The 26,687-nt window shown below is 51.7% G+C and carries 21 protein-coding genes; 16 read left to right on the forward strand and 5 right to left on the reverse strand.

The genetic code is table 11. The annotated features are described in order from the left end of the window. Nucleotides 1–3 precede the first annotated feature (3 nt). From ACYVUU_RS01210 to ACYVUU_RS01230, 5 genes are all read left to right on the forward strand, one after another. The gene (locus ACYVUU_RS01210; protein WP_484499717.1) at nt 4–561 is read left to right on the forward strand and encodes an iron-sulfur cluster assembly protein; all 558 of its coding nucleotides are present in this window, start codon (nt 4–6) and stop codon (nt 559–561) included. Beyond that, nucleotides 561–1,877 (forward strand): DUF438 domain-containing protein, encoded by a 1,317-nt coding sequence (locus ACYVUU_RS01215; RefSeq protein WP_484499718.1) that lies wholly within the window; start codon nt 561–563, stop codon nt 1,875–1,877. Before ACYVUU_RS01210 ends, ACYVUU_RS01215 begins: the two co-directional genes overlap by 1 nt. A gap of 105 nt (nt 1,878–1,982) precedes the next feature. Beyond that, entirely contained in the window at nt 1,983–3,203 is a 1,221-nt protein-coding gene (locus ACYVUU_RS01220) for an MDR family MFS transporter (RefSeq protein WP_484499719.1), read from the forward strand. A gap of 127 nt (nt 3,204–3,330) precedes the next feature. Next, entirely contained in the window at nt 3,331–3,669 is a 339-nt protein-coding gene (locus tag ACYVUU_RS01225; protein ID WP_439776261.1) for a glutaredoxin, read from the forward strand. Nucleotides 3,670–3,693: 24 nt separating this feature from the next. Then, a complete protein-coding gene (locus ACYVUU_RS01230) occupies nt 3,694–5,646 on the forward strand; it encodes a M13 family metallopeptidase (RefSeq protein ID WP_484499720.1) in 1,953 nt (650 codons plus the stop codon). 306 nt (nt 5,647–5,952) lie between these two features. Here ACYVUU_RS01230 and ACYVUU_RS01235 read toward each other — a convergent pair whose 3' ends face one another. The 3 genes from ACYVUU_RS01235 to ACYVUU_RS01245 all read right to left on the reverse strand — a co-directional run bounded on the left by ACYVUU_RS01235 (nt 5,953) and on the right by ACYVUU_RS01245 (nt 9,647). Then, complete coding sequence (locus ACYVUU_RS01235) at nt 5,953–8,013, reverse strand: KUP/HAK/KT family potassium transporter (RefSeq protein ID WP_484499721.1); 2,061 nt, start codon at nt 8,011–8,013, stop codon at nt 5,953–5,955. A 153-nt stretch (nt 8,014–8,166) separates the two neighbouring features. After that, the gene (locus ACYVUU_RS01240; protein ID WP_484499722.1) at nt 8,167–8,580 is read right to left on the reverse strand and encodes a hypothetical protein; all 414 of its coding nucleotides are present in this window, start codon (nt 8,578–8,580) and stop codon (nt 8,167–8,169) included. Nucleotides 8,581–8,696: 116 nt separating this feature from the next. Continuing rightward, nucleotides 8,697–9,647, reverse strand: a complete 951-nt coding sequence (locus ACYVUU_RS01245) for a hypothetical protein (protein ID WP_439776265.1) — start codon at nt 9,645–9,647, stop codon at nt 8,697–8,699. A 215-nt stretch (nt 9,648–9,862) separates the two neighbouring features. Between ACYVUU_RS01245 and ACYVUU_RS01250 the strand changes: the two genes are divergently transcribed. From ACYVUU_RS01250 to ACYVUU_RS01270, 5 genes are all read left to right on the forward strand, one after another. Further along, nucleotides 9,863–10,072, forward strand: coding sequence for a DUF1659 domain-containing protein (locus ACYVUU_RS01250; RefSeq protein WP_484499723.1), 210 nt, complete (start codon nt 9,863–9,865; stop codon nt 10,070–10,072). A gap of 60 nt (nt 10,073–10,132) precedes the next feature. Further along, a complete protein-coding gene (locus tag ACYVUU_RS01255) occupies nt 10,133–10,369 on the forward strand; it encodes a DUF2922 domain-containing protein (RefSeq protein WP_439776267.1) in 237 nt (78 codons plus the stop codon). A 289-nt stretch (nt 10,370–10,658) separates the two neighbouring features. Beyond that, complete coding sequence (locus ACYVUU_RS01260; RefSeq protein ID WP_484499724.1) at nt 10,659–11,861, forward strand: SLAP domain-containing protein; 1,203 nt, start codon at nt 10,659–10,661, stop codon at nt 11,859–11,861. A 21-nt stretch (nt 11,862–11,882) separates the two neighbouring features. Further along, nucleotides 11,883–13,445, forward strand: a complete 1,563-nt coding sequence (locus ACYVUU_RS01265; protein ID WP_484499725.1) for an SLAP domain-containing protein — start codon at nt 11,883–11,885, stop codon at nt 13,443–13,445. Nucleotides 13,446–13,555: 110 nt separating this feature from the next. Next, nucleotides 13,556–15,394: a monovalent cation:proton antiporter family protein gene (locus tag ACYVUU_RS01270; protein WP_484499726.1), complete on the forward strand. Its 1,839-nt coding sequence runs from the start codon at nt 13,556–13,558 to the stop codon at nt 15,392–15,394. 100 nt (nt 15,395–15,494) lie between these two features. On the opposite strand, the gene ACYVUU_RS01275 is transcribed toward ACYVUU_RS01270, so the two are convergent. Further along, complete coding sequence (locus ACYVUU_RS01275) at nt 15,495–16,460, reverse strand: Gfo/Idh/MocA family protein (protein WP_484499727.1); 966 nt, start codon at nt 16,458–16,460, stop codon at nt 15,495–15,497. A gap of 11 nt (nt 16,461–16,471) precedes the next feature. Beyond that, nucleotides 16,472–17,221 carry a hypothetical protein gene (locus ACYVUU_RS01280; protein WP_484499728.1) on the reverse strand — a complete coding sequence of 250 codons (750 nt, stop codon included), beginning with the start codon at nt 17,219–17,221 and terminating at the stop codon, nt 16,472–16,474. A gap of 163 nt (nt 17,222–17,384) precedes the next feature. Between ACYVUU_RS01280 and ACYVUU_RS01285 the strand changes: the two genes are divergently transcribed. The 6 genes from ACYVUU_RS01285 (at nt 17,385) to tyrS (ending at nt 26,614) form a co-directional block, all read left to right on the forward strand. After that, nucleotides 17,385–18,074: a 2,3-diphosphoglycerate-dependent phosphoglycerate mutase gene (locus ACYVUU_RS01285; RefSeq protein ID WP_008461910.1), complete on the forward strand. Its 690-nt coding sequence runs from the start codon at nt 17,385–17,387 to the stop codon at nt 18,072–18,074. 265 nt (nt 18,075–18,339) lie between these two features. Further along, nucleotides 18,340–19,620, forward strand: a complete 1,281-nt coding sequence (locus ACYVUU_RS01290) for an LCP family glycopolymer transferase (protein WP_484499729.1) — start codon at nt 18,340–18,342, stop codon at nt 19,618–19,620. Nucleotides 19,621–19,622: 2 nt separating this feature from the next. After that, a complete protein-coding gene (locus tag ACYVUU_RS01295; protein ID WP_484499730.1) occupies nt 19,623–20,240 on the forward strand; it encodes a glycerol-3-phosphate acyltransferase in 618 nt (205 codons plus the stop codon). A gap of 78 nt (nt 20,241–20,318) precedes the next feature. Continuing rightward, nucleotides 20,319–23,315 carry an LTA synthase family protein gene (locus tag ACYVUU_RS01300; RefSeq protein ID WP_484499731.1) on the forward strand — a complete coding sequence of 999 codons (2,997 nt, stop codon included), beginning with the start codon at nt 20,319–20,321 and terminating at the stop codon, nt 23,313–23,315. Between the two features lie 136 nt (nt 23,316–23,451). Further along, nucleotides 23,452–25,146 carry a hypothetical protein gene (locus tag ACYVUU_RS01305; RefSeq protein ID WP_484499732.1) on the forward strand — a complete coding sequence of 565 codons (1,695 nt, stop codon included), beginning with the start codon at nt 23,452–23,454 and terminating at the stop codon, nt 25,144–25,146. A 202-nt stretch (nt 25,147–25,348) separates the two neighbouring features. Further along, nucleotides 25,349–26,614 (forward strand): tyrosine--tRNA ligase, encoded by a 1,266-nt coding sequence (gene tyrS, locus ACYVUU_RS01310; RefSeq protein ID WP_484499734.1) that lies wholly within the window; start codon nt 25,349–25,351, stop codon nt 26,612–26,614. Nucleotides 26,615–26,687 lie beyond the last annotated feature (73 nt).

Consider the following 26,687-nt stretch of genomic DNA (forward strand, 5'->3'; position numbering starts at 1 on the left):
AAAATGGACGAAGAAAAACGCGCTTTGGTTAACCAGGTTATCGGCCAGCTGCAGACCGTCATCGATCCGGAGCTCCTGGTCAATGTGGTCGACCTGGGCCTTATCTACGGAGTCGACATCGATGATGAGGGCAACTGCCTGGTGACCATGACCTTGACGACGGCCGGCTGCCCCTTAAACGACTACCTCAACCGGGAAATCCGCCAGGCCGTAGGCCAGCTGGACGCCATCAAGCAGGTGGACATCAAGCTGGTCTGGTACCCGGTCTGGACCCCGGACCGCTTAAGCGAGCAAGCGAAAAAGCAGCTGGGCATCAAGGAAGAGCCGGCTCCGGCGGCTAAGGAGATCAACCTCCACCAGCCGATCAAGACTTTCGCTGACCAGTATCCGGAATTTATTGAGGACATGGCCGAGATTGGCTTCAACCGGATCAAGATTCCAAGCATGCTGGACACGGTGGGCCGGCTGATGACCCTGCCAATGGGTTGCCGGGCCATGGGCTTTGACTTGGAAGAGGTCAAGGAGAAGCTGCGCTTGAAGGGATACGAGGTGACTGAGTAATGACCATGTCTTTAAAAGAGCGGCAGGAGAAGCTGCTGGAGATCTTGCGCCTTTTGCAGGAAAAAGGGGACTTTGACCAGGCCAAGGCTATGTTCAATGAAGCTTTTTCCTCAGTCTCGGTCAAGGAAATCACGGAAGCTGAGCGGGCCTTGATCGCCGGCGGCCTCGACCCCCAGGAAATCCAGAACTTGTGCACGGTTCACGCGGAAGTCTTCCGGGGGTCGATCGGCGAGCAGGAAGTGGGGGATGCCTTTGCCCGGCCCGGCCACCCGGTCCAGACCTTGAAGCAGGAGAATGTCGTTTTGACCTCTTTGGTCAACGATGCCCTTTTGCCAGACCTGGCCAAGTATGAAGAGAAGGAAGAGCCGGAACTTTTGGCAAAAATCAAGCAGGAGCTGGCTGACCTGGCCCAAGTGGACAAGCACTACACCAGAAAAGAAATCTCCATGTTTCCCTTGATGACCAAGTACGGCATTACCGCCCCGCCCCAGGTCATGTGGGGGGTAGACGACGACATCCGGGGCTGGATCAAGGAGGCCCGGCAGGCGGCGGAAGCAGGTGATCCAAAATTTTTGGCCAAAAAGGTCAAGCAGGCGGCTAAGGAAGTCACCGAAATGATCTTTAAGGAAGAGGCAATCATGCTGCCGCTCTTGACAGAAGTGGCGACGCCGGCCGATTGGCTCAGAGTCAAGGAAGACGAGGTCCGGGTAGGCTACTGCCTGATCCCTGATCCGCCAGCCTGGCGGCCGTCGGCTGCTGAACTTGCTGAGAAAAAGGAAGCTGACCCGGCAGCGATCGCCAAATGGAATGACCAGATCGGGGCTTTTGCCGGCCAGCTTGGCGGCAATGAAGCCGAAAACTACCAAAAGATGGTGGAAGTCAGCCGGCCGGAAGAAAAAGCCCGGCCGGCCTTGACTGACTCTTTCATTGAGTTCGCGGAAGGCGGCCTCAGCTATGAGCAGCTTTCTGCCGTCCTGGACCTTTTGCCCCTGGACCTGGTCTTTGTGGACAAGGACGACGTCATCCGCTATTTTGGCGGCAGCTGCGGCTTTTATCCCCACTCGAAAAATGACCTGGGGATGAACCTTTTTAGCATTCACATGCCAAAAAGCGTGCCTAAGGTCAAGGCCATCGTGGACGACCTCAGAAGCGGGAGAAAAGACAAGCATGCTTTCTGGTTTGAAGTCCGGGGCCGCTTCGTCTACATCCAATACTTGGCGGTCAGAAACAAGGCCGGGGAGTATCTGGGCGTTTTGGAAGTCCTGCAGGATATTACCGACCTGCGCGCCTTGCAAGGAAAGAAGAAAGAGTTGTAGAATTGTAATAAAGAGAGAAGCCATGACTTGCTGAGTCGTGGTTTTCTTATTGCCTGGATAATTTTTACTGTTATTTTTTGCTGAATGTAGGGAGGTAATGGAAAAATGAAAACTAAACACGGACAGAGCCAGTTGCCGGAAATCGCGCTGCCCTGGCTGGTCGTGGCCGAACTGGCTACTTGGATCGGGGCCAGCTTCATTTGGCCACTGACTTCCGTTTACTTGAACAAGCGGCTGGGGATCAGCCTGTCGGTAATCGGGATCGTCCTCTTCTGCAACTGCGCGGCCAACATGCTGGGGTCAACCATCAGCGGCCGGCTCTTTGACCGCCTTAACCCTTATCCTTTGATCACGGGCGGGATGCTGCTGGATGCTTTGGTTCTTTTAGCCATGGCCTTCTTCCACGGCTGGCCGATCTACTGGTTCTGGCTGATCTGTACGGGCTTTTTAGGGGGCTGGAACGGCGCCCTGGTCAATTCCATCGCCACCAGTCTGCGCAAGTATCCTGGCCGTTACGTCTTCAACATTCTTTACTTCTCCCAGAACCTGGGGGTGGTTATCGGGACCTTGATCGTCGGCTACCTCTATGACTATTCAATTGAGCTGCTCTTTATCATTGCCAGCTGCCTGTTCTTGATCGGGGCCTTGGTTGCCTTTTTCAAGTTCAAGCCAATCGTGGCCTACCATGCCCGCCGGCTGGAACAAAAGAAGACCGGCCAGGCGCCGCTGAAGGCGGAAAAGATGCCTAAGGCCAACTTCTGGATGACCATGGGCTTCTTCATCACCTTGGGCGTGACCTGGCTGATGTACATGAACTGGGAGTCCAACCTGTCCGTCTACATGGTCAGCCTGGGGATTCCTTTCCACCTTTATTCAACCCTGTGGACGATCAACGCCAGCATCATCGTGGTTGTCCAGCTCATTCTGGCCCGCTTCCCGCGGATATTCAAGAGCATCTACCAGCAGATCTATTTTGGGATCTTCATGTTTGCCGTGTCCTGGCTGACCTTGATTTTTGCCAAGACCTACCCGGGCTTCGTCTTGTCCATGTCGATCTTGACCTTGGGTGAATCAACGGCTTTTTCCGCTATCCCGGCCTATGTCAATGACATGTCGCCGTATTCCAGCAAGGGCAAGTATCAGGGGATGACTCTGGTGGCCAGCGGGGTCGGCCGGGCCTTTGGTCCGCTCTTCGGCGGGACCTTGATCGACCTCTTCGGCTACAAGACCATGTTCGTGGTCGCCAGCTGCGGCATCTTCCTGTGCCTTTTGGCCCTCTTGCCGCTGAGAGCCAAGTTGAAGGACCAGGTGCAGTTCTTCAAGTAGGATATTTTTAGCATTTTTGAAAAATAAGGCAGGTTTTGCCAACCAGCCTTATTTTTTTGCACTTTGATTGAACAGGGAAGCAGTTAATGTGTAAAATAAGAAGATAGTGAGAAAAGGAGGAAAAAACATGCTTAAAGTTTACGGGACAAAGATCTGTCCAGACTGCATCGCCTGTGAGGCCAGTTTTAAAAAGTATGGCATTGACTACGAATTTATCAATATTTTCGCCACCATGCCGGATTTCAAGGAATTTTTGCGCTTGCGGGATGCCAGTCCCGCCTTTGCTCACGCTAAAGAGCAGGGCAACGCGGGGATTCCGGCCTGCGTCAAGGAAGACGGAGAAATTTTTACTGACTGGGAAGGCTTCTTAAAGGACCAGGGCTTAGAGCCAATCTGGCCGGAAGCAGCCGACCAGGCCAAGGCAGAAATCAAGGCCCAGTGCGACCTGCGTCAGCACAACTGTTAGCTGAAAAACAAGGAGGAAAAAATATTGAACAATAAATTTGCCGTCCGCGGCGGCAGCGGCGACACGACCGTCGTTGACAAGACTGCCCGCCCGCAGGACAACCTGTATTTGGCCGTTAACTCTGACTATTTGGACAAGCTGGAAATTCCGGCTGACCGGTCCCGGATGGGGAGCTTTGACCAAATCGCTGAAAACGTTGAAAAGAGCCTGATGGCTGACTTCGCGGCTTTTGCCAGCGGGGAAAAGGAAGTCCCGGCCGTGCCGAACCTGGCCAAGGCTGTTGAACTCTACAAGCTGGCCAAGGACTTTGACAAGCGGAACGCTGACGGGGCCAAGCCAATCCAGGCTGACTTAAAGAAGCTGGAAGGTCTGGAGGATTGGGCTGACCTGCAAGGCGCAGCAGCTGATTTGGCTAAGGAAGGCTTTGACTTGCCATTCTCCTTCTCCGTTGACGCGGACATGAAGAACACCAAGGTCAACACGGTCTACTTCGGCGGTCCCCACATCTTTTTGCCAGACACGACCACTTACGAAAGCCCAGACGCGGAAAAATTGCTGGGCGTTTTAAAAGAGCAATCCCTCAAGCTCTTCCAAATGGCTGGGGTCAGCGAAGAAAAAGCAAACGAATACGTGGACGGGGCCCTGGCTTACGACCAGCGCCTGGCCAAGGTGGTTAAGTCCAGCGAAGAATGGGCTGACTACCCGGCTATGTACAACCCGATTTCCCTGGCTGACTTCAAGGGCAAGTTCAGCAGCTTTGACATGAGCCAGTTCTTGGAAGAGTTCCTGGGCGAAGAACCAGAAGTTTTGATCAACACTGAGCCCCGCTACCTGGACCAGGCGGAAGGTCTTTTAAACGAAGCAAGCTTCAGCGAAATCAAGGGCTGGATGCTGGTCAAGTTCATCAACGACGTGGCTTCATCCCTGTCCCAAGAATTCAGAGAAGCTGCCTTCCCGTTCAGCCAGGCTTTGACCGGCCAGCCGCAACTGGCCAGCGGGATCAAGCAGGCTTACCGGATTGCCAACAGCACTTTCAGTGAAGTTGTCGGCGTCTACTACGGGCAGACCTACTTCGGGGCAGCTGCCAAAGAAGACGTTTTGGGCATGATCAAGCGGATGCTGAAGGTCTACGAGGACCGGCTGGCCAAGAACGATTGGCTCTCCCAGGCGACTAAGGACAAGGCCATCACCAAGCTGCAGGCTTTGATCTTGAAGGTCGGCTACCCGGACAAGATTGAAGACATCTACAACCGGCTTCAAGTTACTCCAGCTTCAGCCGGCGGCAGCCTTTACAGCAACCTGCAGGCCGCCAGCCAGGAAAGCATCAAGTACAGCCTGGAGAAGCTCCACCAGCCGGTTGACCGGACTGTTTGGCTGATGCCAGGCAACTTGGTCAACGCCTGCTACGACCCGCAAAGAAACGACATCACCTTCCCAGCAGCTATCCTGCAGGCACCGTTCTACAACGCTGACCAGAGCCGGGCAGCCAACTACGGCGGGATCGGGGCCGTGATTGCCCACGAAGTTTCCCACGCCTTCGACAACAACGGGGCCCAGTTCGACGAATTCGGCAACATGAAGAACTGGTGGACCGAAGCTGACTACAAGGAATTTGCTGACCGGACCAAGGCGGAAATCGCCCTCTTTGACGGGCTCAAGTTCGGCCCGACCACTCTTAACGGCAAGCAGATCGTGTCAGAAAACATCGCTGACCAGGGCGGCTTGACCGCGGCCATGACCGCCTGCAAGGAAGAAGGCCAGGGCCTGGAAGACTTCTACGCCAACTGGGCCAGAGTCTGGGCGCAAAAGTCCCTGGAAGCAGCCATCAAGATGATCGTTTCAGTTGACGTGCACGCGCCGGGCCCGTTGCGGGCAAATGTCCAGGCCCAGTGCCAGGACGAATTCTACGAGACCTTCGACGTCAAGCCAGGCGACGGGATGTATCTGGCTCCGGAAGACCGGGTCAAGATCTGGTAGTTTTTCATAAAATTTCATAAGCAACAAAAAAGCAGTCATTCCATCAATGACTGCTTTTCTGCTGCTGTGTGTTTGTCTAATATATGTGTGTGTAAAAGAGGAAAAGAAAAAGAAAAATTAATTCCTATAGGAGAAGCAATTTCTTGCTTCTGACTATGGTTATATAATAACGGCCCTTTGTAAAAAAGCTGTGATCAATCTGCTTTGCTTCAATGAAAAAAAGTTTGTAATTTTCTAGAGTATTTAAGACTTTCTAAAAGCAAAAACGGCAAGCTTTCGCGCCTTGCCGTTTCTTTATTTGCTTAATTACTTGTTCTTTTCTTTCTTGGTTTTGCCCGCGTTCTTGTTCAGCATGGTCTTGCTGTAGTCGACTGGGGCAACCCGCTTGATTCTTTCAGGCTCTTGCTTGCCCAGGATCAAAGGCACGCGTTCGATAACCGTGTCCGCGAATTCCAGGCCGAACCATTGAGCCGGGTTAGGCGACAGGTTCTGCAGCTGGACCCGGGCCTTGACCAGCCACTTCTTGTAAGAAGACAGGGTGGTCGAAGGTGAGATGACGTCGTTGACGATGACGAACTTGAAGTCGCCGACATCCCGGCCAGGAGTAGTCGTGTATTCCTGTGGCTGGGCCTCGATCGTGTTGTCTTTGATCAGGTCGTGGACGATTTGACGCAGGTAGACGTTGACGCTGGTTTGCTTCTTGAAACCGAGGTAGAGCTGGATGTTGATCACGTTCTTGGTACCAAAAGTGTTGACCGCGTATTCAGCGGTAAACGGCTCGTTGGTCACGTTGACCGTGACGAACCAGTAAGCCCGGGCCCGCTTAGGCCGCTTGTCCAGAATTGAGTAGAGGACTTCACGCTTGATGAACTTGTTGTACTTGACGTTGGCCATGTAAACCAAGTTGTCGGCGTAAGTCGGGTAGTTGTCGTCGTGGCTGAGGTCGGTCAGCATGTCCGTGTATTCATCCAAGCGGACATAGGCATTGCCGGCTTCGTTTTGGTCCCGGACCTTGTTGCCGAAGTACCAAACAACCATGACTGAAGCGATCAAGAGGGTGATCAACAGTGATACGTAACCGCCGTGGGTGAACTTGCTCAGACTTGACCCCATGAAGAGGATGTTGATCGTGCTGAAGAAGATCACGAAGAGCAGGTTGGCCAGGTTGTGGCCCTGCTTGAGCACCAGCCATTCGTAAAGCAGGATAGTGGTCGTCAGCATGGAAATCGTGATTGACAGACCGTAGGCTGCTTCCATGTGGGCTGAGGTTCTGAAGAAGAGAACCAGGGCGATGGTAGTAATGCCCAGCATTCTGTTGATAGCCGGGATGTAGATCTGCCCTCTTTCATCAGATGGGTAGAGGATGTTCATCCGCGGCAGGAACTTCAGGTTGATTGATTCAGCCACCAGGGTGAAGGAACCCGTGATCAAGGCCTGGGAAGCGATGATCGCGGCCAAGGTGGCCAGAACGATTGAGGCCAGCCGGATGTTTTCCGGAATCATGGCGTAGAAGGGGTTGATTTCAGTAGCTGAGCGCATGTTGGTGTTGTTTAAGATCCAGACCCCTTGCCCGAAGTAGTTCAGGGAGAGGCAGACGAAAACAAATGGCCAGGAGCCAATGATGTTCCCCTTGCCGACGTGGCCGACGTCGGAGTAGAGGGCTTCAGCACCAGTAGTGGCCAGGAAGATGGACCCTAAGATCGCGAAGCCCGCCTTGTTGTAAGGACTAAAGAGCAATTTGATCGCGTAGTAAGGGTTCAAGGACTGGAGAATCCACCAGTTGCCGCCAATGTTGATCAAACCCATGGCGCCCAGGAAGGCGAACCAGATAAACATAACCGGGCCGAAAGCCTTCCCGATGATGCTGGTCCCCATCCGCTGGATGGAGAAAAGCACCAGCAAAATAACAATAGTAATGATTAAGACCGTGGTCTGGTTGCTAACCGGGACATTGCCCTTGCCGAATTCCAGGCCCTTCAGCCCTTCAATGGCGGTCGTAACCGTCACGGCCGGGGTCAGAGTCCCGTCGGCCAGGATGGCGGCCCCGCCGATCAAAGCCGGCCAGACCAGCCAGGCAGCCTTCTTTCTGATCAAGGCGTAGAGGGCGAAGATACCACCTTCGCCGTGGTTGGTCGCCTTCAAGGCAATAATCACGGTCTGCACCGTCGTGAGTACAGTCACGGTCCACAGGATCAAGGAAATGGTCCCGATGATCAAGTCGCGGCTGACCGTGTTGATACCGCCGTTGCCGGCGATTACGGATTTCATGACATAGAGGGGACTGGTCCCGATGTCGCCGTAAACAATCCCAATCGCGATCAAGAGGCCGGCGGCCGTCATGCGATTGCGTTTATTTTCTGCTTCCATAGCAATTAAATACTCCTCAAACTTTAAAAAAGCCTGTGATACACTAAAAAACAAATTTAAAGCTGTGCTTAAATTTAACAAGTAAAAAAAGAATGCCAGGAGACATTCTTTTTACTGTAATTTTCTTATATTTAGAGTAAAGTTTCAAGTCTTTTAGGACAAACTGCTTTCGATCGTCGCGCGAATGCCTTCGTACCAGTCGCTCCAGTCTTCGTAAGTGGTCATTGCTTCCGGGTCAACGCCGGTTTCTTCGCTCATCTTGTCGAGGATGGCTTGGAAATTGTGGGCGTGGTCGATCAGCACGTGCTTGACCAGGTTCTTGCGGGAGAATGGCTGGTTAAGCAGGAGGTAGTGGTTGATGTTGACCATGTTGTGGTCTTCGTCAAATTCACTGATGATTTCCAGGTCGTCGCGTTCGAAAGAAGAAACGTAGAAGTTGGCGAAGTTGACCAGGTAAGCCGGCTGGTCGGCAACTTCGCGTGCTGGCATGGTTACGCGTTCTGGTTCAGGCATCACGATCTTGAACATGTCTTCATTGCTGCGGTGTTTCTTTTCTTCTTCTGCCAAAGTTGTAGCTCCTTTTTAAATAAAAGTCCATAAAGTCAATAGTAATTTTAACGGCTTTAAGGCCAGAAAGCAAGCGCCAGGCCCCCATAAATCAAGACCTGGCGCTGAATTATTTCTTATTTGCCTGACTTCAGGTAGCCTTCGACGTCATCCTTGGTGATGGAGTCGATAGTGGTGTGGCCCTGCTGGTAGGCGTAGTTGAACAGGTTGATCAAGTCCTGCGGGCTCCAGCCGGCCGTGCTTTCGCCCAGGTTGTCCAGTTGGTTTCTGATCTGTTGGACGTCCCGGCTGGTCACGGTGCTGCCGCCGACCTTGTCGTTGTTGCTGGTCCCGGACCCTTCAGCTTGGTTGCTGGAAGAGCTGGATGAGCTTGAAGCAGCAGAAGATGAGCTGGAACTGGATTCCTGGCTGCTGGACTTGCTGGAAGAGTCAGAAGAGCTGGATGAGCTTGAGCTTTCAGAACTGGAACTGGAGTCAGCCTGCTTGCTCTTGGCTTCCTTGAGCAGGTCCTTGACGTTAGACCGGACCTTGGCGTAGTAAGCCCCGTTGATGTAAGGCAAGTCTAAGATGCTGCTGTAAGTGGAAACGGCGCTGTCGTAGTCGCCGTCTTCCATGGCCTGGGCGGCCTTCTTTAAGAGCGGCTTGATTTCACTGTCGTAGTTGTCCTTAACGGCCTTAAGCTTCTTGACCAGCTTCTTGGCCTGGCTGGTCATGACGCTGTAGCCGCCATTTTGTTCTTGCGCCTTTTGGGCCAGGTTCAAGGCGCTGGCATACTTGACTGTCGTCTTGGCTAACTTGATGGAGTCGGCCAGGTTCTCCGCTTGGGCCTTGTAGTTTTTGGCTTGGGCAGTTGCCTTAGCCTGGTAGGCCTGGTCAAATTCATCAGCGGCCTGGCTGTATTTCTTGGCCTTTACGGCCTCTTTGCCGGCCTGCATGTGGCTGGAGTAGCTGGAACTTGCCGTCTGCTCCTGGCTCTGCTTTTGCTGGCTGGAGTAGAAGTAGACGCCAGCCCCGCCCAAGGCGAGCACGGCCACCACGATGATGGACCAGATAGTCGATTTTTTCATAAATAACCTCCTCGTTAATATCCTCAATTATACCAGAATCGCCCCTCCCTTTAGCCAGCTGGTCCAACTTGTAATTGTTCTTTAACAAAAAGTGGCCGACTTGAGCCTCCTAAAACGTTAGTATCAGTGCAGGCCCGAGGCGCCGGGGCCGGCCGGAGCGAAGCCCGCAGCTTCGCGGAAAGATTGGATTTTTTAACAGAAACAGGAGAGAAAAAATGAACTTTACTTTAGCTGATCAAAGCATTCAATACACCTTCAAGGCCGACAAGTACGACAAGGGACAGATGCAGCGCAGCCTGCAAAACGTCAAGAAAGATGCCAGCCCGGAAAGCCTGGTCAAGGTGGGCCAGGCTATCAGCAAGCTGCAGGGCGATGAACTGGCTGCCTTGACCCTGGTCCAAAAGCAGAATTTGACCTTGGCCTAACTCTTTGACGCGGAAACTGACAGAAAAAGAATTTTTGAGTAAGAAACAGGAGAAAAAATCATGACTACGACTACCGAATTGCAATTAACCTTTAAGTCCAGTGCCGGCAAAAAGAAGAGCCTGAACCTGCCATACGCGGTCAAGGGCTTGAGCGCGGACGTGGTCCGGGAGGCCGCGGCAGCCATCGCCGGCGAGGGCGTGTTCGTCAAGGAAGGGGAGGTCCTTTATGCTCAGCCGCTGGCTGCAAACTATATTGAACGTACTGTTACGGGTGTGTTTGACGATAGTAATCATTAGGCAGATCTGGCCTCTTTAGCCGGCTGCAAAATTTGTACCCGAGAGGCGGCCTTGGCCGCCTCTTTTCTTTTTCATTTTTGCTTGTTTTCGTGTTTTTATTCACATAATACATGTTTTTTGTCCTTTGCTTTTTAAGGCAAAAGCTTTGGAAAAAGCGGTTTTTTCCTTTAAAAAATGTAATTGCTTAAGTAAATTGTTACTTTTGCTTTACAGAATATGCGTTCGATTGTAACTAGAGCGCTGAGCACATACAATAGAGGTTACGATTGAAATTATTAGGAGGAAATTAATGAAGAGAAGATTTTTGACTGGACTTGCTACCGCAGCGATGCTGACTTCCGTCGCCGTTCCAGTGACCAACAACATGTTTCTCTCAAATCAGGCAGTTCAGGCATCAGCCACCAGTGATGCCTTTTTAAGCAAGGTCAGCCTGCAGGCGCAGAAGACGTCCAAGAAGTACGGCGTCTACGCCTCTTTGATGCTGGCCCAGGCTGCTCTGGAATCCGGCTGGGGGACTTCAACCTTGTCCACCCAGGCCAACAACTTCTTTGGGATGAAGGCTGCTGATACTTGGACCGGGGCAACCTACAGCGTTAAGACGGCTGAACAGACTTCCAGCGGCAAGACTTACTACATCACGGCTGCTTTTAGAAAGTACAGCAGCTACCAGGCCTCTTTTGACGACTACGGCTTGAAGATGCGGACGACTTTGGGCAACGGGGGTCTGCGCTACAGCAAGACCTGGCTGGAAAACGCCTCAAGTGCCTCAGCTGCCGCTAAGGCCATCAAGGCTGCCGGCTACGCGACCGACAAGAATTACGCGACCAAGCTGATCAACCACATCGCGACCTACAACTTGACCAAGTATGACCCGGTTTACTCCGGCACTACTTATACGGCCAAGGTAGCCAAGTCCGGGGCAACTTACCTTTACCCAACTGACCACTCTGTTTCACCGAAGAAGTCTTACGTGACTGCCGGGCAAAGCGTAACGGTTACCAAGACCTACACTTACTACAATGGCAAGAAGCGGATGTACCTCAAGGGCCTGGGCTGGATCAACGGCGAAGACTTGAACACTGGCACTTCACAAGCGCCAAGTGCGGACAATGCCGCTAGCGTTTCCGGGCAAATGAAGGTGTTGATGCACTCAGCTGCTGTCTACACTAGCACTGGGGAGAGAAGCACGGCCAAGTCTGTCAAGGCCGGCAAGAGCGTGACGACTTACGGGTCAGTCACGATCAACGGGGCTAAGTACTACCGGGTTAACTCAGCCAGCGCTGACCAGTTCATCAAGGCAAGCAACTTTGACGGCGCAAGCCGCAAGCTCAAGCACAACGCCTACATCTACAACAAAGCGGGCAAGCGGGTTGGCAAGACCAAGTGGCTCAAGGGTAGCACCCACACCGTCTATGGCGGCAGCGTGAAGATCAAGGGCAAGCAGTACTACATTGTTGGCCTGAACCAGTATGTCAAGAAGGGCAACTTTTAAGGAGACGGGGAAGAAAACTGAATGAGATTTAGAAGATTTTTTGCCGCGGCGGCGGCAACCGCGGCTTTCGGCCTGGCCTTTACTTTTGGCCAAGGGCAGGCAGCCCAAGCTTCAATCAACAGTGATGCCAAGAAGACGACTTACAGCGGCACCAAGTCACTGGAAACCCTGCTCAAGGCAGCAGGCTTGTCTTACAACCAGTTCAACAGCGTGGCCAACGGCAAGAAATATGGCAGCCGCTTTGGCTACCGGAATGGGGTCGGCAAACCGGAAGGGATCGTTGTTCACGAAACGGCGACCCCTAGCGCTACGGCCTGGGATGAAGGGCGCTACTTCAACAACAACTGGACCAGCGTCTACTCTTACGTCCACGCTGTGGTTGACAACAGCCAGACCATCCAGCTGATGTCGACTGACTATGGTACCTGGGGGGCAGGCCCAATCGCCAACGTCCGCTACATCCAGATCGAACTCTGTGAAGTCTCAAGCCGGTCCCAGTTCGTGCAGAGCGTGGCCAACGATGCTTACTACATCGCCACTCTTTTGCACCAATACAACTTGACCCCATCCCGGGCAAGCAAGGACGGGTCAGGCACTATTTGGTCCCACAACGAAGTTTCCCAGTACCTGGGCGGGACCGACCACGGGGACCCGGACAGCTACTTTGCTAAATGGGGCTACTCCATGAGCGACTTCTACAGCTTGATCACTTACTATTACAACAAGCTGGGGACCAGCAGCAACACTAGCAATAATACAAACAATAGTGGTTCAAGCAGCTCAAGCCAAGCACCAGCTACCCAGCCGGTATCAACCAAGACGGTCAAGTTGATGCGTAACTCCTACAGCTATGACGCTTCTGGCAAGAAATTGTCAATCGCGGCGCTGAAGGCTGGCTCTTCTTTGAAGGTTTATGGTTCAGCCGTAACGATTGGCAATGCCAAGTACTACAAGTACGCAGATGGCAAGTATGTCAAGGCCGGCAACATTGACGGGACTAGCCGGACTTTGACGGCCAATGCTTGGACTTACACCAGCACTGGCAGCCGGGAGACATCAACGGCCAAGCTGCTTAAGGGGACCAAGGTGACGACTTACGGCGGCCAGGTCAAGATCAAGGGCAAGGCCTACTACATGACTGGCTTTACCAGCAAGAACGTGGCTAAGTACGTTAAGGCAAGCAATTTCCAAGCCAAGCCAGTGGAAACTACCACGACCAAGCGCTTGATGCGGAACTCCTACAGCTACGATGCTTCTGGTAAAAAGTTGTCAAACGCCAAGCTGACCGCGGGTACTTACCTTAAGGTCTACGGTTCAGCTGTAACGATCGGCAATGCCAAGTACTACAAGTACGGTACTAACAAGTACGTGAAGGCTGGCAACATCGACGGGACCAGCCGGACTTTGACCCACAACGCTTACGTGTACACGGTCAAGGGAGCCCGGAACTGGAACGAAGCCAAGCGCCTTAAAGGCACGGCCGTCGTAACTTACGGCAGCCGGGTCAAGCTTAGCGGCAAATACTACTACATGGTCGGCTTCTCCGGCCAAACCGCCCTTTACCTCAAGGCCGGCAACTTTTAATTGAAGACAAGGAACGGATTCAGGTTTAGCCTGGGTCCGTTTTTCTTTCTTAATCTGGCGATTATTGTATAATTAGAAAAACTGTAATTAGTGAGGAGATACTTTTTAGCATGGAAGGACTATCACTGTTTTTAACGGTCTTCTTGGCCCTGGTGATTCCGATCGTCATGGCCCGCCTGCGGGTGACCACGGTGCCGACCGCCGTGGCCGAGATTATTGTCGGGATCCTAATGGGCAAGAGCTGCCTAAACCTGATTACCCAGACTTCTCAGTTGACTTTTTTGTCCAACCTGGGGGTCATCGTCTTGATGTTTTTGTCAGGGATGGAAATCGATTTTGACTTGCTCAGCCCGAAAAAGCACACCCGGGCCCGGAAGTCAGAGAGCGGCAAGCAGGTCAAGCCTATGGTTGTGGCTGCCGTCGCCTTTGGCGGGGTAGCGGTGGCTTCAGTTTTGCTGGCTTTGGGGATGAAGGCCCTGGGCCTCTTTAACGATGTGGCCCTGGCTTCGATCATCTTTATGACCGTGGCCTTGGGCGTGGTCATCGCTACTTTAAAGGAAAAAGAAATCCTGGGCCGGCCGATCGGGCAGACGATTTTGCTGACGGCGGTCATGGGAGAAGTTATTCCCCTGCTTTTATTGACTATCTATTCTTCCGTTAACGGCGGGGATGCCGGTAAGCTCTGGCTGATCATCCTCTTGTTTGTGGCCGCGATTATCCTTTTGCGGCGCTTCAAGCGGCCTTACCTGTGGTTTGCCAAGATCACCAAGGCCACGACCCAGCTGGACGTCCGCCTGGCCTTCTTCTTGATCTTTGCTCTGGTGACGGTGGCGGAACAGGTTGGGGCGGAAAACATCCTGGGGGCCTTCTTGGCTGGGATGGTCATGAAGCTGCTGGAGCCAACCCAAGCCACCAAGGACAAGCTGACTTCCATCGGCTATGGCTTCTTTATCCCGATCTTCTTCATCCGGACCGGGGTCAACCTCAACTTGAAGCTGCTCTTTGCCAACCCGCAAGCCCTGATGCTGCTGCCGGTTTTGGTCATCTGCTTCTTCTTAGCCAAGCTGCCGGTTACCTTGACCTACATGCGGGCCTTTAACAAGCGGAATGCTTTTGCCGGGGGCTTCCTGACGGCAACGACGATCACGATCGTTCTGCCAACCCTGCAGGTAGCCCGGAAGCTGAACGCAATTACGGCTACCCAGTCCAGTGCCTTCATCTTGGCGGCGGTCATCGTCTGCATTGCCTGCCCAATCGTCTTCAATTCAACTTTTGCCTTGACGCCAGAAGACAAGATCAAGGAAAAAGTCGTGATCTTCGGCCTCAATGCCGTGACCATGACGGTCTACCAGGACCTGCACGACTCTTGGTACTCAGTCCAGGTCTTGACCTGCCGGAAGGAAAAATACGACACCTACAAGAGCAAGGTCAAGAATCTGAAACTGCTGCCAGATAAAAAGTTGGATACTTTGGAAGAAGCCGGGGCCTTTGATACCGATATCTTCGTGGCCACCTTCACTGATGACCAGGCCAATTTGGAAGTTGGCCGGGCGGCTAAGCAGGCTGGGGTCAAGCGGGTCATCGTCAGCCAGAGCCAGGTCGTGGCCGACACGGTCGATCAGCTCAGAGAGGAAGGCATCGAGCTTTTTGCCTTCAACAACCTGCATGGGGCCATGCTCCGGGCCTTGATCGAATCGCCGGCCGTCTACCGGATCATCACGGACACCAACAATGCCCTCTACGACGTGGTCGTCAAAAACTCAGCCTACACCGGCCGCCAGCTGATGGACTGGGACTTCGTCGACCAGATCACCGTTTCCCGGATCCGGCGGGGGGACAAGTGGATTTCCCCGCATGGGTCAACCGTGATCGAGCCAGGCGACGAACTGATCTACAGCGGTCCTTGGCGGGAAGCCGACCGGATTCACCAGCTTTTGAGCCGGGAATAGAAAAAAGATTATATGCCAAAAAATCGCTCTGCCAAACGGCAAAGCGATTTTTCTTGTTTAGTGCTCTAGTTCTTTATTTTATCTGTTTTTGCTTTTTTGCTTAAGGCATGCAGTCCCTGGCAGCTTCCAGGACGGCGATGACCTGCAGGCTGTGGGCGAAGGCCCGGTCAGCGGCGGTCTTGTCTTTTTGGTCAAAGATCCGGATGAATTCGGTAAATTCCGGGATCATCCGGTGCAGGTCTTGGTCAAAGTTCTTGTCAGTCTGCCCGCCTGCTGTTTCCAGCCGGTAGCTTCTGAGGTCACCTGGGCTGCCGCTAAAGCTGATGGCCCCTTTTTCCCCGGCAATCATTGACGGATTGTGGGCAAAAGCCTGGGAGTCCTTGGCCGCGGTCAAGCTGGCCTGCTTGTCGTCGTAGCCCAGGACCAAAACGCCAGAAGTGTCGACGCCTTTTTGCAGGTTAGGGAAGTAGTGAACGTCCAAAGGTGCCCCGAAAAGGCTGACGGCTAAGTGGATATTGTAGACGTTCAAGTCCAAAAGGGCCCCGCCGCCCAGGCGCGGATTGAAGGCCGGGGCAATGTCGCCAGCTAAGAAGCGGTCGTAGCGGGAAGAATACTGGGTGTAGTTGAGGCTGACTACGTGAACCGGGCCTAAAAGCTGTAAGTCGCCTGCCAAAGACTTAAAGGCTGGCAGGTAGCGGTTGGTGATGGCTTCGGTGATGAGGCAGCCTTTTTGGTCAGCTAATTGCTTGAGCTCTAAGGCTTCTTCAGTAGTGAAGACAAAGGGCTTTTCACAGATCACGTTTTTGCCGGCTTCCAGGGAGTCCAGGCACATCTGATAGTGCATGGAAGAAGGGGTAGCCACGTAAACCGTGTCGACCTGGTCGTCTTTGAGCATGGCCAGATAGTCGTCGTAAACGCGGCTGATGCCGTATTGCTCAGCCAAGGCTTGGCCAGTGGCTAGCGACCGCTTGGTCGTAGCGATAGCGGCTAAACTTAAGCCGGGCAGGGGAAGGGCAGTGAGAAAGTCTTTGACGATCTTGCCGCTGCCGATGATTCCGAGTTGCATTTTTTGCCTCCTTATTTATTCAGCTTGCTGACGTCAACGGAATTCTTGCTGACCGTCTTGGGAATGGCCAGCTTCTTTTGCTGGTTGACCTTGAGCATGGACAGCTTGGTTGAGCTGGTCTGCCCCTTGACCTTGTATTTGGCGTAAATCGCCAGGCCGGTCAGCTGCTTTTTCTGATTGAGATCGATGGTCATTTTAATCTGCTGGAGCTTGGCCTTGGCCATCTGGCTGTCGTTTGACAGGCTGGCCAGGCCGTTAGTTTCCGTGATCTCTTTCCATAAGCGCTGGCTCTTGCCCGTGTAGCTGAGCCGCCAGCCGCTTTTGGCCTGGCTGACGGTGAAGAGCTTGGCACTCTTTTGGCTGAGGGTCAGGGTGTCCATGTCCTTGACCACTTGCTGGAAGTGGGAGATGGTCGTGAACTGGCTGAGCTTGGCCTTGTACCAAGCAGCCTGCTGGCCTTTATAGAACTTGACGTAGGCATAGCGCTGGCCTACCCACATCTTGACATTCTGGTCCCCGCTCTGGGTCAAGTCGGTCTGCATGACGAAAGGAGACCGCTGGTAGTTGATCTGGCCGTAGAAACGGACCGGCTTGGCGTTCTCGTAATAGCGTTCGTCAACCTTCAGCTGGAAATTGCTGATCTTGCTCTGCTGGGCCTTTTTGATCAAGCTCTGGGGGCTGGGTTTGGAGCAGGCAGCTAGAAAAAGGCTGACCAGGGTCAGGAGGGCGAGCAGGTGAAATTTCTTTTTCTTTGACGGCATAGTATGAATCACATCCTTATTCTTCAATTCTAACAAATCACTGATTGATTGTTAGCGATTGCACTCAGAAAAAGTGCTTTTTTTGCCTTTAGGACTTTGAAAAGGCCGCGAGAGGCCGTATAATAATTAGTGAAACGTTTAATTTGCTAAAGGAGATTTTTTAATGTCTAAATTAGTTTTAATCCGTCACGGTCAAAGTGAATGGAACCTTTCAAACCAATTTACTGGTTGGGTTGACGTTAACTTGTCAGACAAGGGTGTTGAAGAAGCCAAGAAGGCTGGTCGTTTGATCAAGGAAGCCGGCTTGGAATTTGACCAAGCTTACACTTCAGTTTTGACCCGTGCGATCAAGACTTTGCACTTCGCTTTGGAAGAAAGCGGCCAACTCTGGGTTCCAGAAACTAAGACCTGGAGACTGAACGAACGTCACTACGGCGCTCTGCAAGGCTTGAACAAGGCTGAAACTGCTGAAAAGTACGGCGACGAACAAGTTCACATTTGGCGTCGTTCATACGACGTTTTGCCACCAGTTTTGGCTGACGACTCAGAATTCAGCCAAGCTAACGACCGTCGTTACGCAAACTTGGACCCACACATCGTTCCTAAGGCAGAAAACCTGAAGGTTACTCTGGACAGAGTTATGCCATTCTGGGAAGACCACATTGCTCCAGACCTGCTGGCTGGCAAGAACGTGATCATCGCTGCCCACGGCAACTCACTGCGTGCCTTGACTAAGTACATCGAAAACATCTCTGACGAAGACATCATGGATGTTGAAATGAAGACTGGTGAACCAGTTGTTTACACTTTCGACGACAAGTTGAACGTTGTAAGCAAGGAAAAGCTGGACTAAGTCCTCTTTCCTTAATTAAAGCGAAGCTCCGGCTTCGCTTTTTTTGTTGAACTGATTAAGGATTGACAGATGACTTGCTAAGATGATAGCTTAGATAGGAAAGTTGTGCACAGGGATACTTACCGGAAAATATCGTAAGCCTGCTCTACTGAAAATGCCGGCTGATTTTTTACAATTTCAATAAGAAAAAACAGCAGGCAAAAGTTGGCGGGGCTTTTTTGCTATAATACAGACTAATGTGATTTTTTAAGTGGGTATCAACTATATGAAGAAAGAAGACAAACGGGCCTTGCCCGAAACTCGGCAACATGCCAGAAAACGCAAGCAAAAGACGGTCCGCAACTGGATCATCGGCGTTTTGGCGGTCGTTTGCGCGATTGCTGCCGGAGTGGGCTTGTACGCGGCACATCTGTACAAAACGGCTGAGCAGGCGGCCAACAAGGCTTATGACTCGGAAAACGCGGTCAAGACGACTTATGGCGAATTCAACGGCAAGAAGCCTTTTGCCGTCATGCTCTTAGGGACCGACACCGGGGCTTTGAACAGAACTGAAAAGCGCGGGAATACGGACACGATCATCGTTGTCGTGGTCAACCCTAAGAAGAAGAACTATACGATGGTCTCGATCCCGCGGGATACTATGGCTGACATGGTTGGCGATGATTCCAATGACGTGCAGAAGATCAACGCGGCTTACTCGATTGGCGGGGCTAAGATGGCCATGAAGACTGTCTCTAACCTCTTGAACATTCCGGTCAAGTACTACGCCTTGGTCAACATGGGCGGGCTGATGAAGCTGGTTGATTATGTTGGCGGGATTTACGTGACGCCGCCATTGTCATTTACTTACAATACAATAGTCTTCAAAAAGGGAGTCCGCCAGCACTTAAACGGACAGGCTGCTCTGGCCTACAGCCGGATGCGCTATGATGACCCGCAAGGCGACTACGGCCGGCAGAAACGGCAAAGAGAAGTCATCACCAAGCTGGTCCAGAAATTGGCCACGGCAGATTCACTGACGAACTTCAGCAAGATCGCCAATAACCTGTCGACCAACGTGAAGACTAACTTGAGCTTCCAGGCTTTGAAGTCAATCCTGGCTAACTACTCAGACTGTACTTCTTCCAGTGACAGCGACTACCTGCATGGCTATAGTGCTTATGTTGGCGACGCGGCCTACCAGATCGCGTCAACCAGTGAACTGCAGCGGATCTCCAACAAGATTAGAAAATTGCTGGGCCTCAAGACGGCTACTGTTTCCAACCGGGAAACTGAGCTGAATACCTTGAACGAGGCCAGCGGCTTCAAGTTTGGCAGCGGCGAGACCCAGAATTACACGATTTATGATCCTGGCACGACGACTGACAGCGTCAAGAGCGGCAAGACCAAGACAAGTTCTAAGTCCAGCAGTCAGGCTTCCAGCAGTAATACTGCTTACAGCACAAGTGCCAGCACAAGCTACTCAAGCAGCACGAACTACGATACGACTTATAGTTACAGTTATAATTACAACTACAATACCAATCCGTTTTCAGGGGGCTATTAAAGGTGCTTAGCAAATTTTTGGCAGTAGTCATTGGCTATTTGTTTGGCAACTTCATGAGTGCCATGTTCGTGGGCAAGTATTACCTGCACAAGGATCCGACCAAGTACGGGTCGGGCAACCCAGGTACGGCCAATATGGGGGCGGTTTTTGGCAAGAAGGCGGGGATTTTGACCTGCATCGGCGACCTGCTTAAAACCCTGCTGGCCATCGGCCTGGTCTATGCCATCTACCATCAGCACTTGCTGACAGCCTACACGGGCTTAGGCGTGGTTTTAGGCCACTGTTTCCCGGTCTTCAACCACTTTAAGGGGGGCAAGGCGGTGGCAGTCATGGCCATGACTACGGTTCTCTATGACTGGCGGGCCGGTCTTATCACCTTGCTGGTGGCTCTGGTTTTGACCTGCATCATGCAGAATCTGACTATCCCGCCGCTGGTTTTCATGCTGTCTTTCAGCATTTATGAAATAACCAAGTCGCTGGAAGCTGGCGTGATCTTCTTGATTATCACGGGGATCATGGCCTTCAAGTTCCGCTACGATATCCGGGACTTTTTCACGGGTCATGGCAAACGGGTCGATATTTTGTATACGATCAAGAAGAAATTGGGAATTTTGAAATAATTTCTTGGCCTTTTTTTAAAAAAAGCTGGGTATAATGGATAATGAATTTGCAAAAGAAAGAGAATTATTCCGATATCGATGAGTGAACAAACACAATCCAGAAAAACTCATAATCTGCTGAAGTACGGCTTTCTCGTACTGGCGGCTCTGGTGCTTTTGCTGCAGATGTTTAATTTCAAAACCAGCATGCTGAAAAGCTCAATTACCTATCTGCGCCACCTGCCGCTAATCGTGGAAAGCGTGACCTATTGGTTTATTCCAATGGTCTTCGGGGCAGTTTACAGCAAGCGCAAGCTGCGTTTTAACCAAGGCTTTAAGGCCTGGGCCATTATGGAAGTGACCCTCCTGGCCTACTACCTTGTCTTCTTTATCTCCAAGCCATGGCACTTAAATGCCTGGCGCTTCTGGGGCATCCTTTTCCCGATTTTGACCTCGACTTCCGTTTTAATGACGGGTCTGGTCTTCAGTTTGCTGGTGCAGCCGGTCATCTATGACTGGCAGGAGAAGTTCAGCAAGAAGCAGAGTTTGATCATTTTGATCGCCTTGACTTTGCTGGGCTTTACCCTGTCGGCTGGGACTTTCGAGATGAATTACTCCATCTATGGTCTCTACCTGGCCCTGCCATTTGCCTGGGGGATGTTCTTAGGGAAGGTTGACTTCTCTGTCAAGCAAACGGCCATCTTTATTGTGGCCGGCATTCTCTCCTTGGGGATGGTAATTGTCGGGGTAGCCGGCTTTAACGCCGTTTACTGGTCACAGATCATGTCTTGGCGGGCCAACCCGTCATCATGGAACTACCAGTTCCTGATCAACGTGACCTCACCATTCATCTTCATCATCGCTTTGGCGGCCTTTGCTTTTGCCCGGCCGGCGATCAAGGCTTTGGAAGAAAGGGACCTGGACTTCCTGGTTCCGCTGATCGTCTTCATGCAGGTACCAGACGCCAACTCCTTCATGTCGTCCTTTAAGTACGGCACCGGCAGCCGGCAATTGAACCGAATGATCACGATTTTGATCATGCTGGCCATCGCCATTGTCTGGCACTGGCTGATTGAGCGCTACTTGTGGCGCTTCAAGCCGGTTAAGCGGGCTAACCGTTTCTTGTACGAAAGCAAGAGCTTCGGGGCAGCGGCTGAAGGAGCCTTTAACCGCCTGTGGGGCTGGATGAAGTACCACCGGACCAACCTTTTGACCTGGACCTTCTTCTTTATCCTGTCCTTTGCCTCCTTCTTGATCGAATCCGACAATATGCGGATCCAGATCACGACTGCTTCCAACGTTAACGCCGTAGTCTGGCTGGTTGGGACCAAGCTTGGGGCCTTGATTTTGACGACGATCTTTATCGACGCCTTCTTCACGATCCTTTACTTCGTCACGACCAGATACTGGGTTTCACTTATTACGACTTCCACGGTCGTTATCGGCTGGGCGGTTGCCAACAAGATCAAGCTTGACCTCCGGGGCGAGCCGATCTACCCGAGTGAACTGTCTGAAGTAACCAACGCTGACAGTCTGTTGAGCATGATCGGGGGACAGAAGACCTTGATCATGATCCTGCTGGCTTTAGCTGCTGTTATTGCCTTGATGGTCTTCTGTGAGATCAAGTTCAAGGTCAAGAAGCGCGGCAATTGGAAGCGGCGGGGGATGTGGGCCCTGGCCAGCCTGGCCCTCTTCATGACGCCAATGTGGTTCAACCACCAGGGGTCAGCCATCTACCGCTTGAACCGGGCTTTTGACAACAAGCAGTCCTTCCGGAACCCGGAAAGAGACATCCAGGTCAACGGGCCGATCTTGAACTTCCTCAACTACATCGACCTGCAGATCATGGACAAGCCAAGCAACTACTCCAAGAGCCAGATTCAAAAGCTCTATGAGAAGTACCAAAAGGTGGCTGACCAGATCAACAAGACCCGGACCAACGACCTGTCCAAGCAGACCGTCATCTTTAACTTGAGTGAAAGTTTTATCGATCCGACTACTTTCCCGACGATCAAGTTCGCCAAGGGGACCAAGGACCCGATTCCTTACATTCACTCATTGCAGAAGACTACCACTTACGGCAGCATGCTGAGTGCCGGCTACGGCGGTGGTACGGCCAACATGGAATGGGAATCACTGACTGGCTTCAACATGGGGGCCTTCAGCACTACTTTGACGCCTTATGTTCAAGTCGTTCCGCAATACCAGTACTACCCGACTATTGGGGCTAACTTCAGCTACTCTTCAGCAGTTCACCCGTTCATCGGGACTTACTACTCAAGAATTGAAGACTACAAGCGTTTCAAGTTCAACAAGTTCGTTTACTTGGGTTCCAAGTACAAGATCGTGGACCAAAAGAAGCTGGGGACCAGTTCCTACAACTCTGACTTCACGACTTACGCCAACGGCTTGCGGCAGATCAACTCCCGCAAGGGCGGCCAGTTTATCAACTTGATTTCAATTCAGAACCACATGCCGTACAACAACTGGTACCCGAAGAACTACTATGCTGGCAAGATTTCCGGTGATCTTTTTGACGACGGCAGCATCAGAACGCAAGCGGCAACCTACATTATGGGGACCCACTACACTGACCAGGCGGTCAAGAAGTTCATCAAGCAGATCGACAAGATCAAGAAGCCGATCACCCTGGTCTTCTACGGGGACCACTACCCGTCAATCGTTTCCCAGTCATACACGTCTAAGTACCCGGTTCAAATGCACTCGACCCGCTACTTCATCTACTCTAACAAGTACGCTCGTCAGCATGGGGCTAAGGCGAAACTGACTTCCAAGACCAACTACGTCAACACCAGTGACTTCATCGCCATGATGCTGGAACAGACCAACAGCAAGGTGACGGCTTACCAGGCACTTTTGACTGAAGTGCACAAGAAGCTGCCAGCCTTGACTATCAGCTACAGCGATGACACTGGCTTTACCCTGGTCGACCAAAAGGGCAAGGAAGTTGACCCGAAGACCTTGACCAGCTCACAGCAAGCTCTGCTCAAGGACTACGAAATGATCCAATACGACATGACGGCTGGTTCAGCCTATGCCTTGAAGATCAAGGGCTTCTATACCATGAAGAAATAGTTTAAACAGCCAGAATACCTGGCAAAAGCAGACTAACTTAGTAGGTTAGCCTGCTTTTTTGTTAAAACGTATTTGATTGGTATGTTACAATTTTTCTAGCTCTTGAAAAAAATAGAGGATTGTAAATATAAAACTAATGAAAAAACAAGTAAAAAATCTTTGGGCTTATCTTTGGCCGCTTTTGGCAGTTGCTTTGGTAACAACGGTGGTTATTTGGCCGCAGCTGCAGGCTAAAAGGGTAATTATTGCTGGAGATGCCCGCTTTCACTTTGGCCGCTTTTATGATGCGGCCATGCAGATTAAGACTGGCCATTACAGCTTTTTTCAAACAAACTATGGTTTCCAGCAAAGCGGCCGGATCATTAACGCCTGCTATGGGCCATTGTTTGCCTATTTTAATGGTGCCTTGCTTCTGCTGTGCGGAAATTGGTTTACTTTTCAAATCATCAGTATTTACCTGCTTTGCCTGTTAGCCGCGGGAAATATGATGCATCTTTTACGCTATAGCGGCGTCAGCAAAATCGCCAGTTTGCTCTTAAGCTTGGTGTACATCAATATCGGCATGATACCCGCTTTTATCAACGCCAGTTCCTTTAGCGGCTGGGGGCAGGCCTTCATGCCCTTGGTCCTGCTTAATGGGGTGCGAATGGTTAAAGACCAGGAAAAGCCGATCGATTGGGTCATCCTTGGGGCAACGATGGGTTTGCTTTTGCAGGTTCACCTGCTCAGCGCCCTATTGGCATGCGTGCTTTTGGCCCCGTTTTTCTTGCTGGCGCTTTTTAAAAAGAGAAATGTTTGGAAAGACTTCTTTAAGGCAGTTGCATTGGCCAGCGCATTGGGCTTGAATACGATTGTTGCAGTTTTTTGGCTGGCTGCCAGCAACAAGATGGCCCACTTGGATGCCTATAATATGGCAGTAAGCGGCTTGAAGCTGGGAAGTTACCAAAACGACCTGGGAAGCAGCTATGGACAGTTGATGCCGATGTTTTTGGCCATAATTCTTTTGAATTTCCTGTACATCTTTTTTAACCGGGCTGCCAAAAGCGTGGAAAAGCTTTTGGCAATGTGGTCTTTAGTACTTATGCTCATTGCATCCAACCGCTTTCCCTGGGGGTATGTGCAAAATAAGTGGCCAGTTCTGGCCAGCAACTTTCAATTTCCATTCCGTTTGGTGGTTATAATCTACCCAATGGTGATTCTGTCTTTTGGCTTAAGCATCCAGAAACTTGCAGCTAAAGGCGGGAAGCCATTCTTGCTGCTTTTATTGCTGGCTTTGCTGCTAGATACGGCTGTCCCGGTAGCGGAAAGCCATCGGAAAAATACTTTTCACGCTAATGGAACGCCTAAAATGGCCCAGGTAGTGGGCAAAGGGCTTAAACCCTTGATTTCTGTGATGAGTTATGGCAATCAGCCGGATTATTTGCCCGTTGTTGGGAAAGAAGACAACTTAGGCCACAAATACCATATGCTGGTAATTAAACGCTGGAAGAAGTTTGACCACCAGGTAATGACTGGCGGCAGGCTTAAATTAAGCTGGACAAGTACTGGCGGCAAAATAACCTTGCCACTTGTTGCATACTCGCAGACAGAATTAACGCTCAATGGCCGCAAGATCCATAATCTAAAAAGAAAAAGCGGCGGCTTCCCGGTTGTGCGGGCTAGAATGGGCAAGAATACCGTGATTATGACCTTTAAACAGCCTTTATGGTGCAGCTTGCTGATTAACCTGTGCTGGTTTTCCTGGCTGCTGCTCCTCCTGCTGCTTTTTAAAAAGGCGCTTGACCCCGGGGCGAAATCATGTTATTTTTATAAAAACGCGACAGCGAAGTAGCTGCCTGGTTCAGCGTTCAGAGAACTAGCGGTTGGTGCGAGCTAGACAGGCCAGGCAGACGAAATACAGCGCGGGGAGGAGAGCCCCGTTAAGAAGCTCCAAAGAGGCACTTTGTGCGAACGTGGGTGGTACCACGGCTAAGACAGAATTTAGTCGTCCCTGGATCTTTTGATCCAGGGACTTTTTTTATCCGGAGGCAGAAATGGCAAATTTTGACATTTTGGAAGATTTGAAATGGCGCGGCGCCATCAACCAGGAAACTGACGAGGAAGGCTTGCGGGATTACCTGGCCAAGCATGACGACCTGGCTCTTTACTGCGGGACTGACCCGACTGGTGACTCCCTGCACATCGGTCACTTGATTCCTTTCATGATCTTGAAGAGATTCCAACTGGCCGGCTACAAGCCAGTCATCGTTATCGGCGGGGGTACCGGGTCAATCGGTGACCCATCTGGCCGGTCAACTGAACGGGTCCTGCAGTCTGAAGAAACGATCAAGCACAATGAAGAAGCGCTGACGGCGCAGATGGTCAAGCTTTTTGGCACGGAAAACTTCCGCATCGTCAACAACCGCGACTGGCTGGGCAAGATGACCCTGCTGGAATTCCTCCGCGACTACGGCAAGCTCTTCCAGGTCAACAACATGCTGAACAAGGAAGTCGTTGCCAGCCGGCTGGAAAACGGGATCTCCTTCACTGAATTCTCCTACCAGATTCTGCAGGCCATCGACTTCTACATCTTGAACCGGGACCACGGCGTTCAAATGCAGATCGGCGGGGCTGACCAATGGGGCAACATCACGGCCGGGATCGACTTGATCCACCGTTTGGAAGGGGCAGACCGGCCAGCCTTTGGCTTGACTATTCCATTGATGCTGAAGGCTGACGGGACCAAGTTCGGCAAGTCTGCCGGCGGCGCTGTCTGGCTGGACCCGGAAAAGACCAGTCCTTACGAATTCTACCAATTCTGGATCAACCAGGATGACCGGGACGTCATCAAGTACCTTAAGTACTTCACCTTCCTCAGCCATGAAGAAATCGACGCCTTGGAAGAAAAGGTCAAGACTGAACCTTGGAAGCGGGAAGCCCAAAAGCGGCTGGCGGAAGAAGTGACTAAGTTCGTTCACGGCGAAAGCGGCTTGAAGGAAGCCCAAACGGTCACTGAGGCCCTCTTCTCCGGCAACGTGAAGGACTTGCCCACCAAGCAGGTAGAAATCGCCCTGGCCAAGGCGCCAAGTGCTGAGAGCGGGGCAGAAAAGAAGAATCTGGTGGACTTCCTGGTTGACACCAAGATCGAATCATCCAAGCGGCAGGCCAGAGAAGACGTTAACAACGGTGCCATCTACGTCAACGGTGACCGGATCCAGGACACTGACTTTGAAGTTGACCCGGCAGCTGCTTTTGACGGCAAGTTCGTCATCATCCGCAAGGGAAAGAAGAAGTACACCTTGGTGCACATCAAGGGCTAAAAAGATTTTAAGAAAGTTTCCAAACTGGAAGCTTTCTTTTTCTTTTTTCTCGCTTTTATCTTTTTGCCGAAAA

The sequence above is a fragment of the Lactobacillus sp. WILCCON 0058 genome (assembly GCF_057198005.1).

What these genes read in the sequence shown, in the direction of transcription:
- ACYVUU_RS01210 (WP_484499717.1), top strand. Translation starts at nt 4, where the DNA reads ATGGACGAAGAAAAACGCGCTTTGGTTAACCAGGTTATCGGCCAGCTG.
- ACYVUU_RS01215 (WP_484499718.1), top strand. Translation starts at nt 561, where the DNA reads ATGACCATGTCTTTAAAAGAGCGGCAGGAGAAGCTGCTGGAGATCTTG.
- ACYVUU_RS01220 (WP_484499719.1), top strand. Translation starts at nt 1,983, where the DNA reads ATGAAAACTAAACACGGACAGAGCCAGTTGCCGGAAATCGCGCTGCCC.
- ACYVUU_RS01225 (WP_439776261.1), top strand. Translation starts at nt 3,331, where the DNA reads ATGCTTAAAGTTTACGGGACAAAGATCTGTCCAGACTGCATCGCCTGT.
- ACYVUU_RS01235 (WP_484499721.1), bottom strand. Translation starts at nt 8,013, where the DNA reads ATGGAAGCAGAAAATAAACGCAATCGCATGACGGCCGCCGGCCTCTTG.
- ACYVUU_RS01245 (WP_439776265.1), bottom strand. Translation starts at nt 9,647, where the DNA reads ATGAAAAAATCGACTATCTGGTCCATCATCGTGGTGGCCGTGCTCGCC.
- ACYVUU_RS01250 (WP_484499723.1), top strand. Translation starts at nt 9,863, where the DNA reads ATGAACTTTACTTTAGCTGATCAAAGCATTCAATACACCTTCAAGGCC.
- ACYVUU_RS01255 (WP_439776267.1), top strand. Translation starts at nt 10,133, where the DNA reads ATGACTACGACTACCGAATTGCAATTAACCTTTAAGTCCAGTGCCGGC.
- ACYVUU_RS01260 (WP_484499724.1), top strand. Translation starts at nt 10,659, where the DNA reads ATGAAGAGAAGATTTTTGACTGGACTTGCTACCGCAGCGATGCTGACT.
- ACYVUU_RS01265 (WP_484499725.1), top strand. Translation starts at nt 11,883, where the DNA reads ATGAGATTTAGAAGATTTTTTGCCGCGGCGGCGGCAACCGCGGCTTTC.
- ACYVUU_RS01270 (WP_484499726.1), top strand. Translation starts at nt 13,556, where the DNA reads ATGGAAGGACTATCACTGTTTTTAACGGTCTTCTTGGCCCTGGTGATT.
- ACYVUU_RS01275 (WP_484499727.1), bottom strand. Translation starts at nt 16,460, where the DNA reads ATGCAACTCGGAATCATCGGCAGCGGCAAGATCGTCAAAGACTTTCTC.
- ACYVUU_RS01280 (WP_484499728.1), bottom strand. Translation starts at nt 17,221, where the DNA reads ATGCCGTCAAAGAAAAAGAAATTTCACCTGCTCGCCCTCCTGACCCTG.
- ACYVUU_RS01285 (WP_008461910.1), top strand. Translation starts at nt 17,385, where the DNA reads ATGTCTAAATTAGTTTTAATCCGTCACGGTCAAAGTGAATGGAACCTT.
- ACYVUU_RS01290 (WP_484499729.1), top strand. Translation starts at nt 18,340, where the DNA reads ATGAAGAAAGAAGACAAACGGGCCTTGCCCGAAACTCGGCAACATGCC.
- ACYVUU_RS01300 (WP_484499731.1), top strand. Translation starts at nt 20,319, where the DNA reads ATGAGTGAACAAACACAATCCAGAAAAACTCATAATCTGCTGAAGTAC.
- ACYVUU_RS01305 (WP_484499732.1), top strand. Translation starts at nt 23,452, where the DNA reads ATGAAAAAACAAGTAAAAAATCTTTGGGCTTATCTTTGGCCGCTTTTG.
- tyrS (WP_484499734.1), top strand. Translation starts at nt 25,349, where the DNA reads ATGGCAAATTTTGACATTTTGGAAGATTTGAAATGGCGCGGCGCCATC.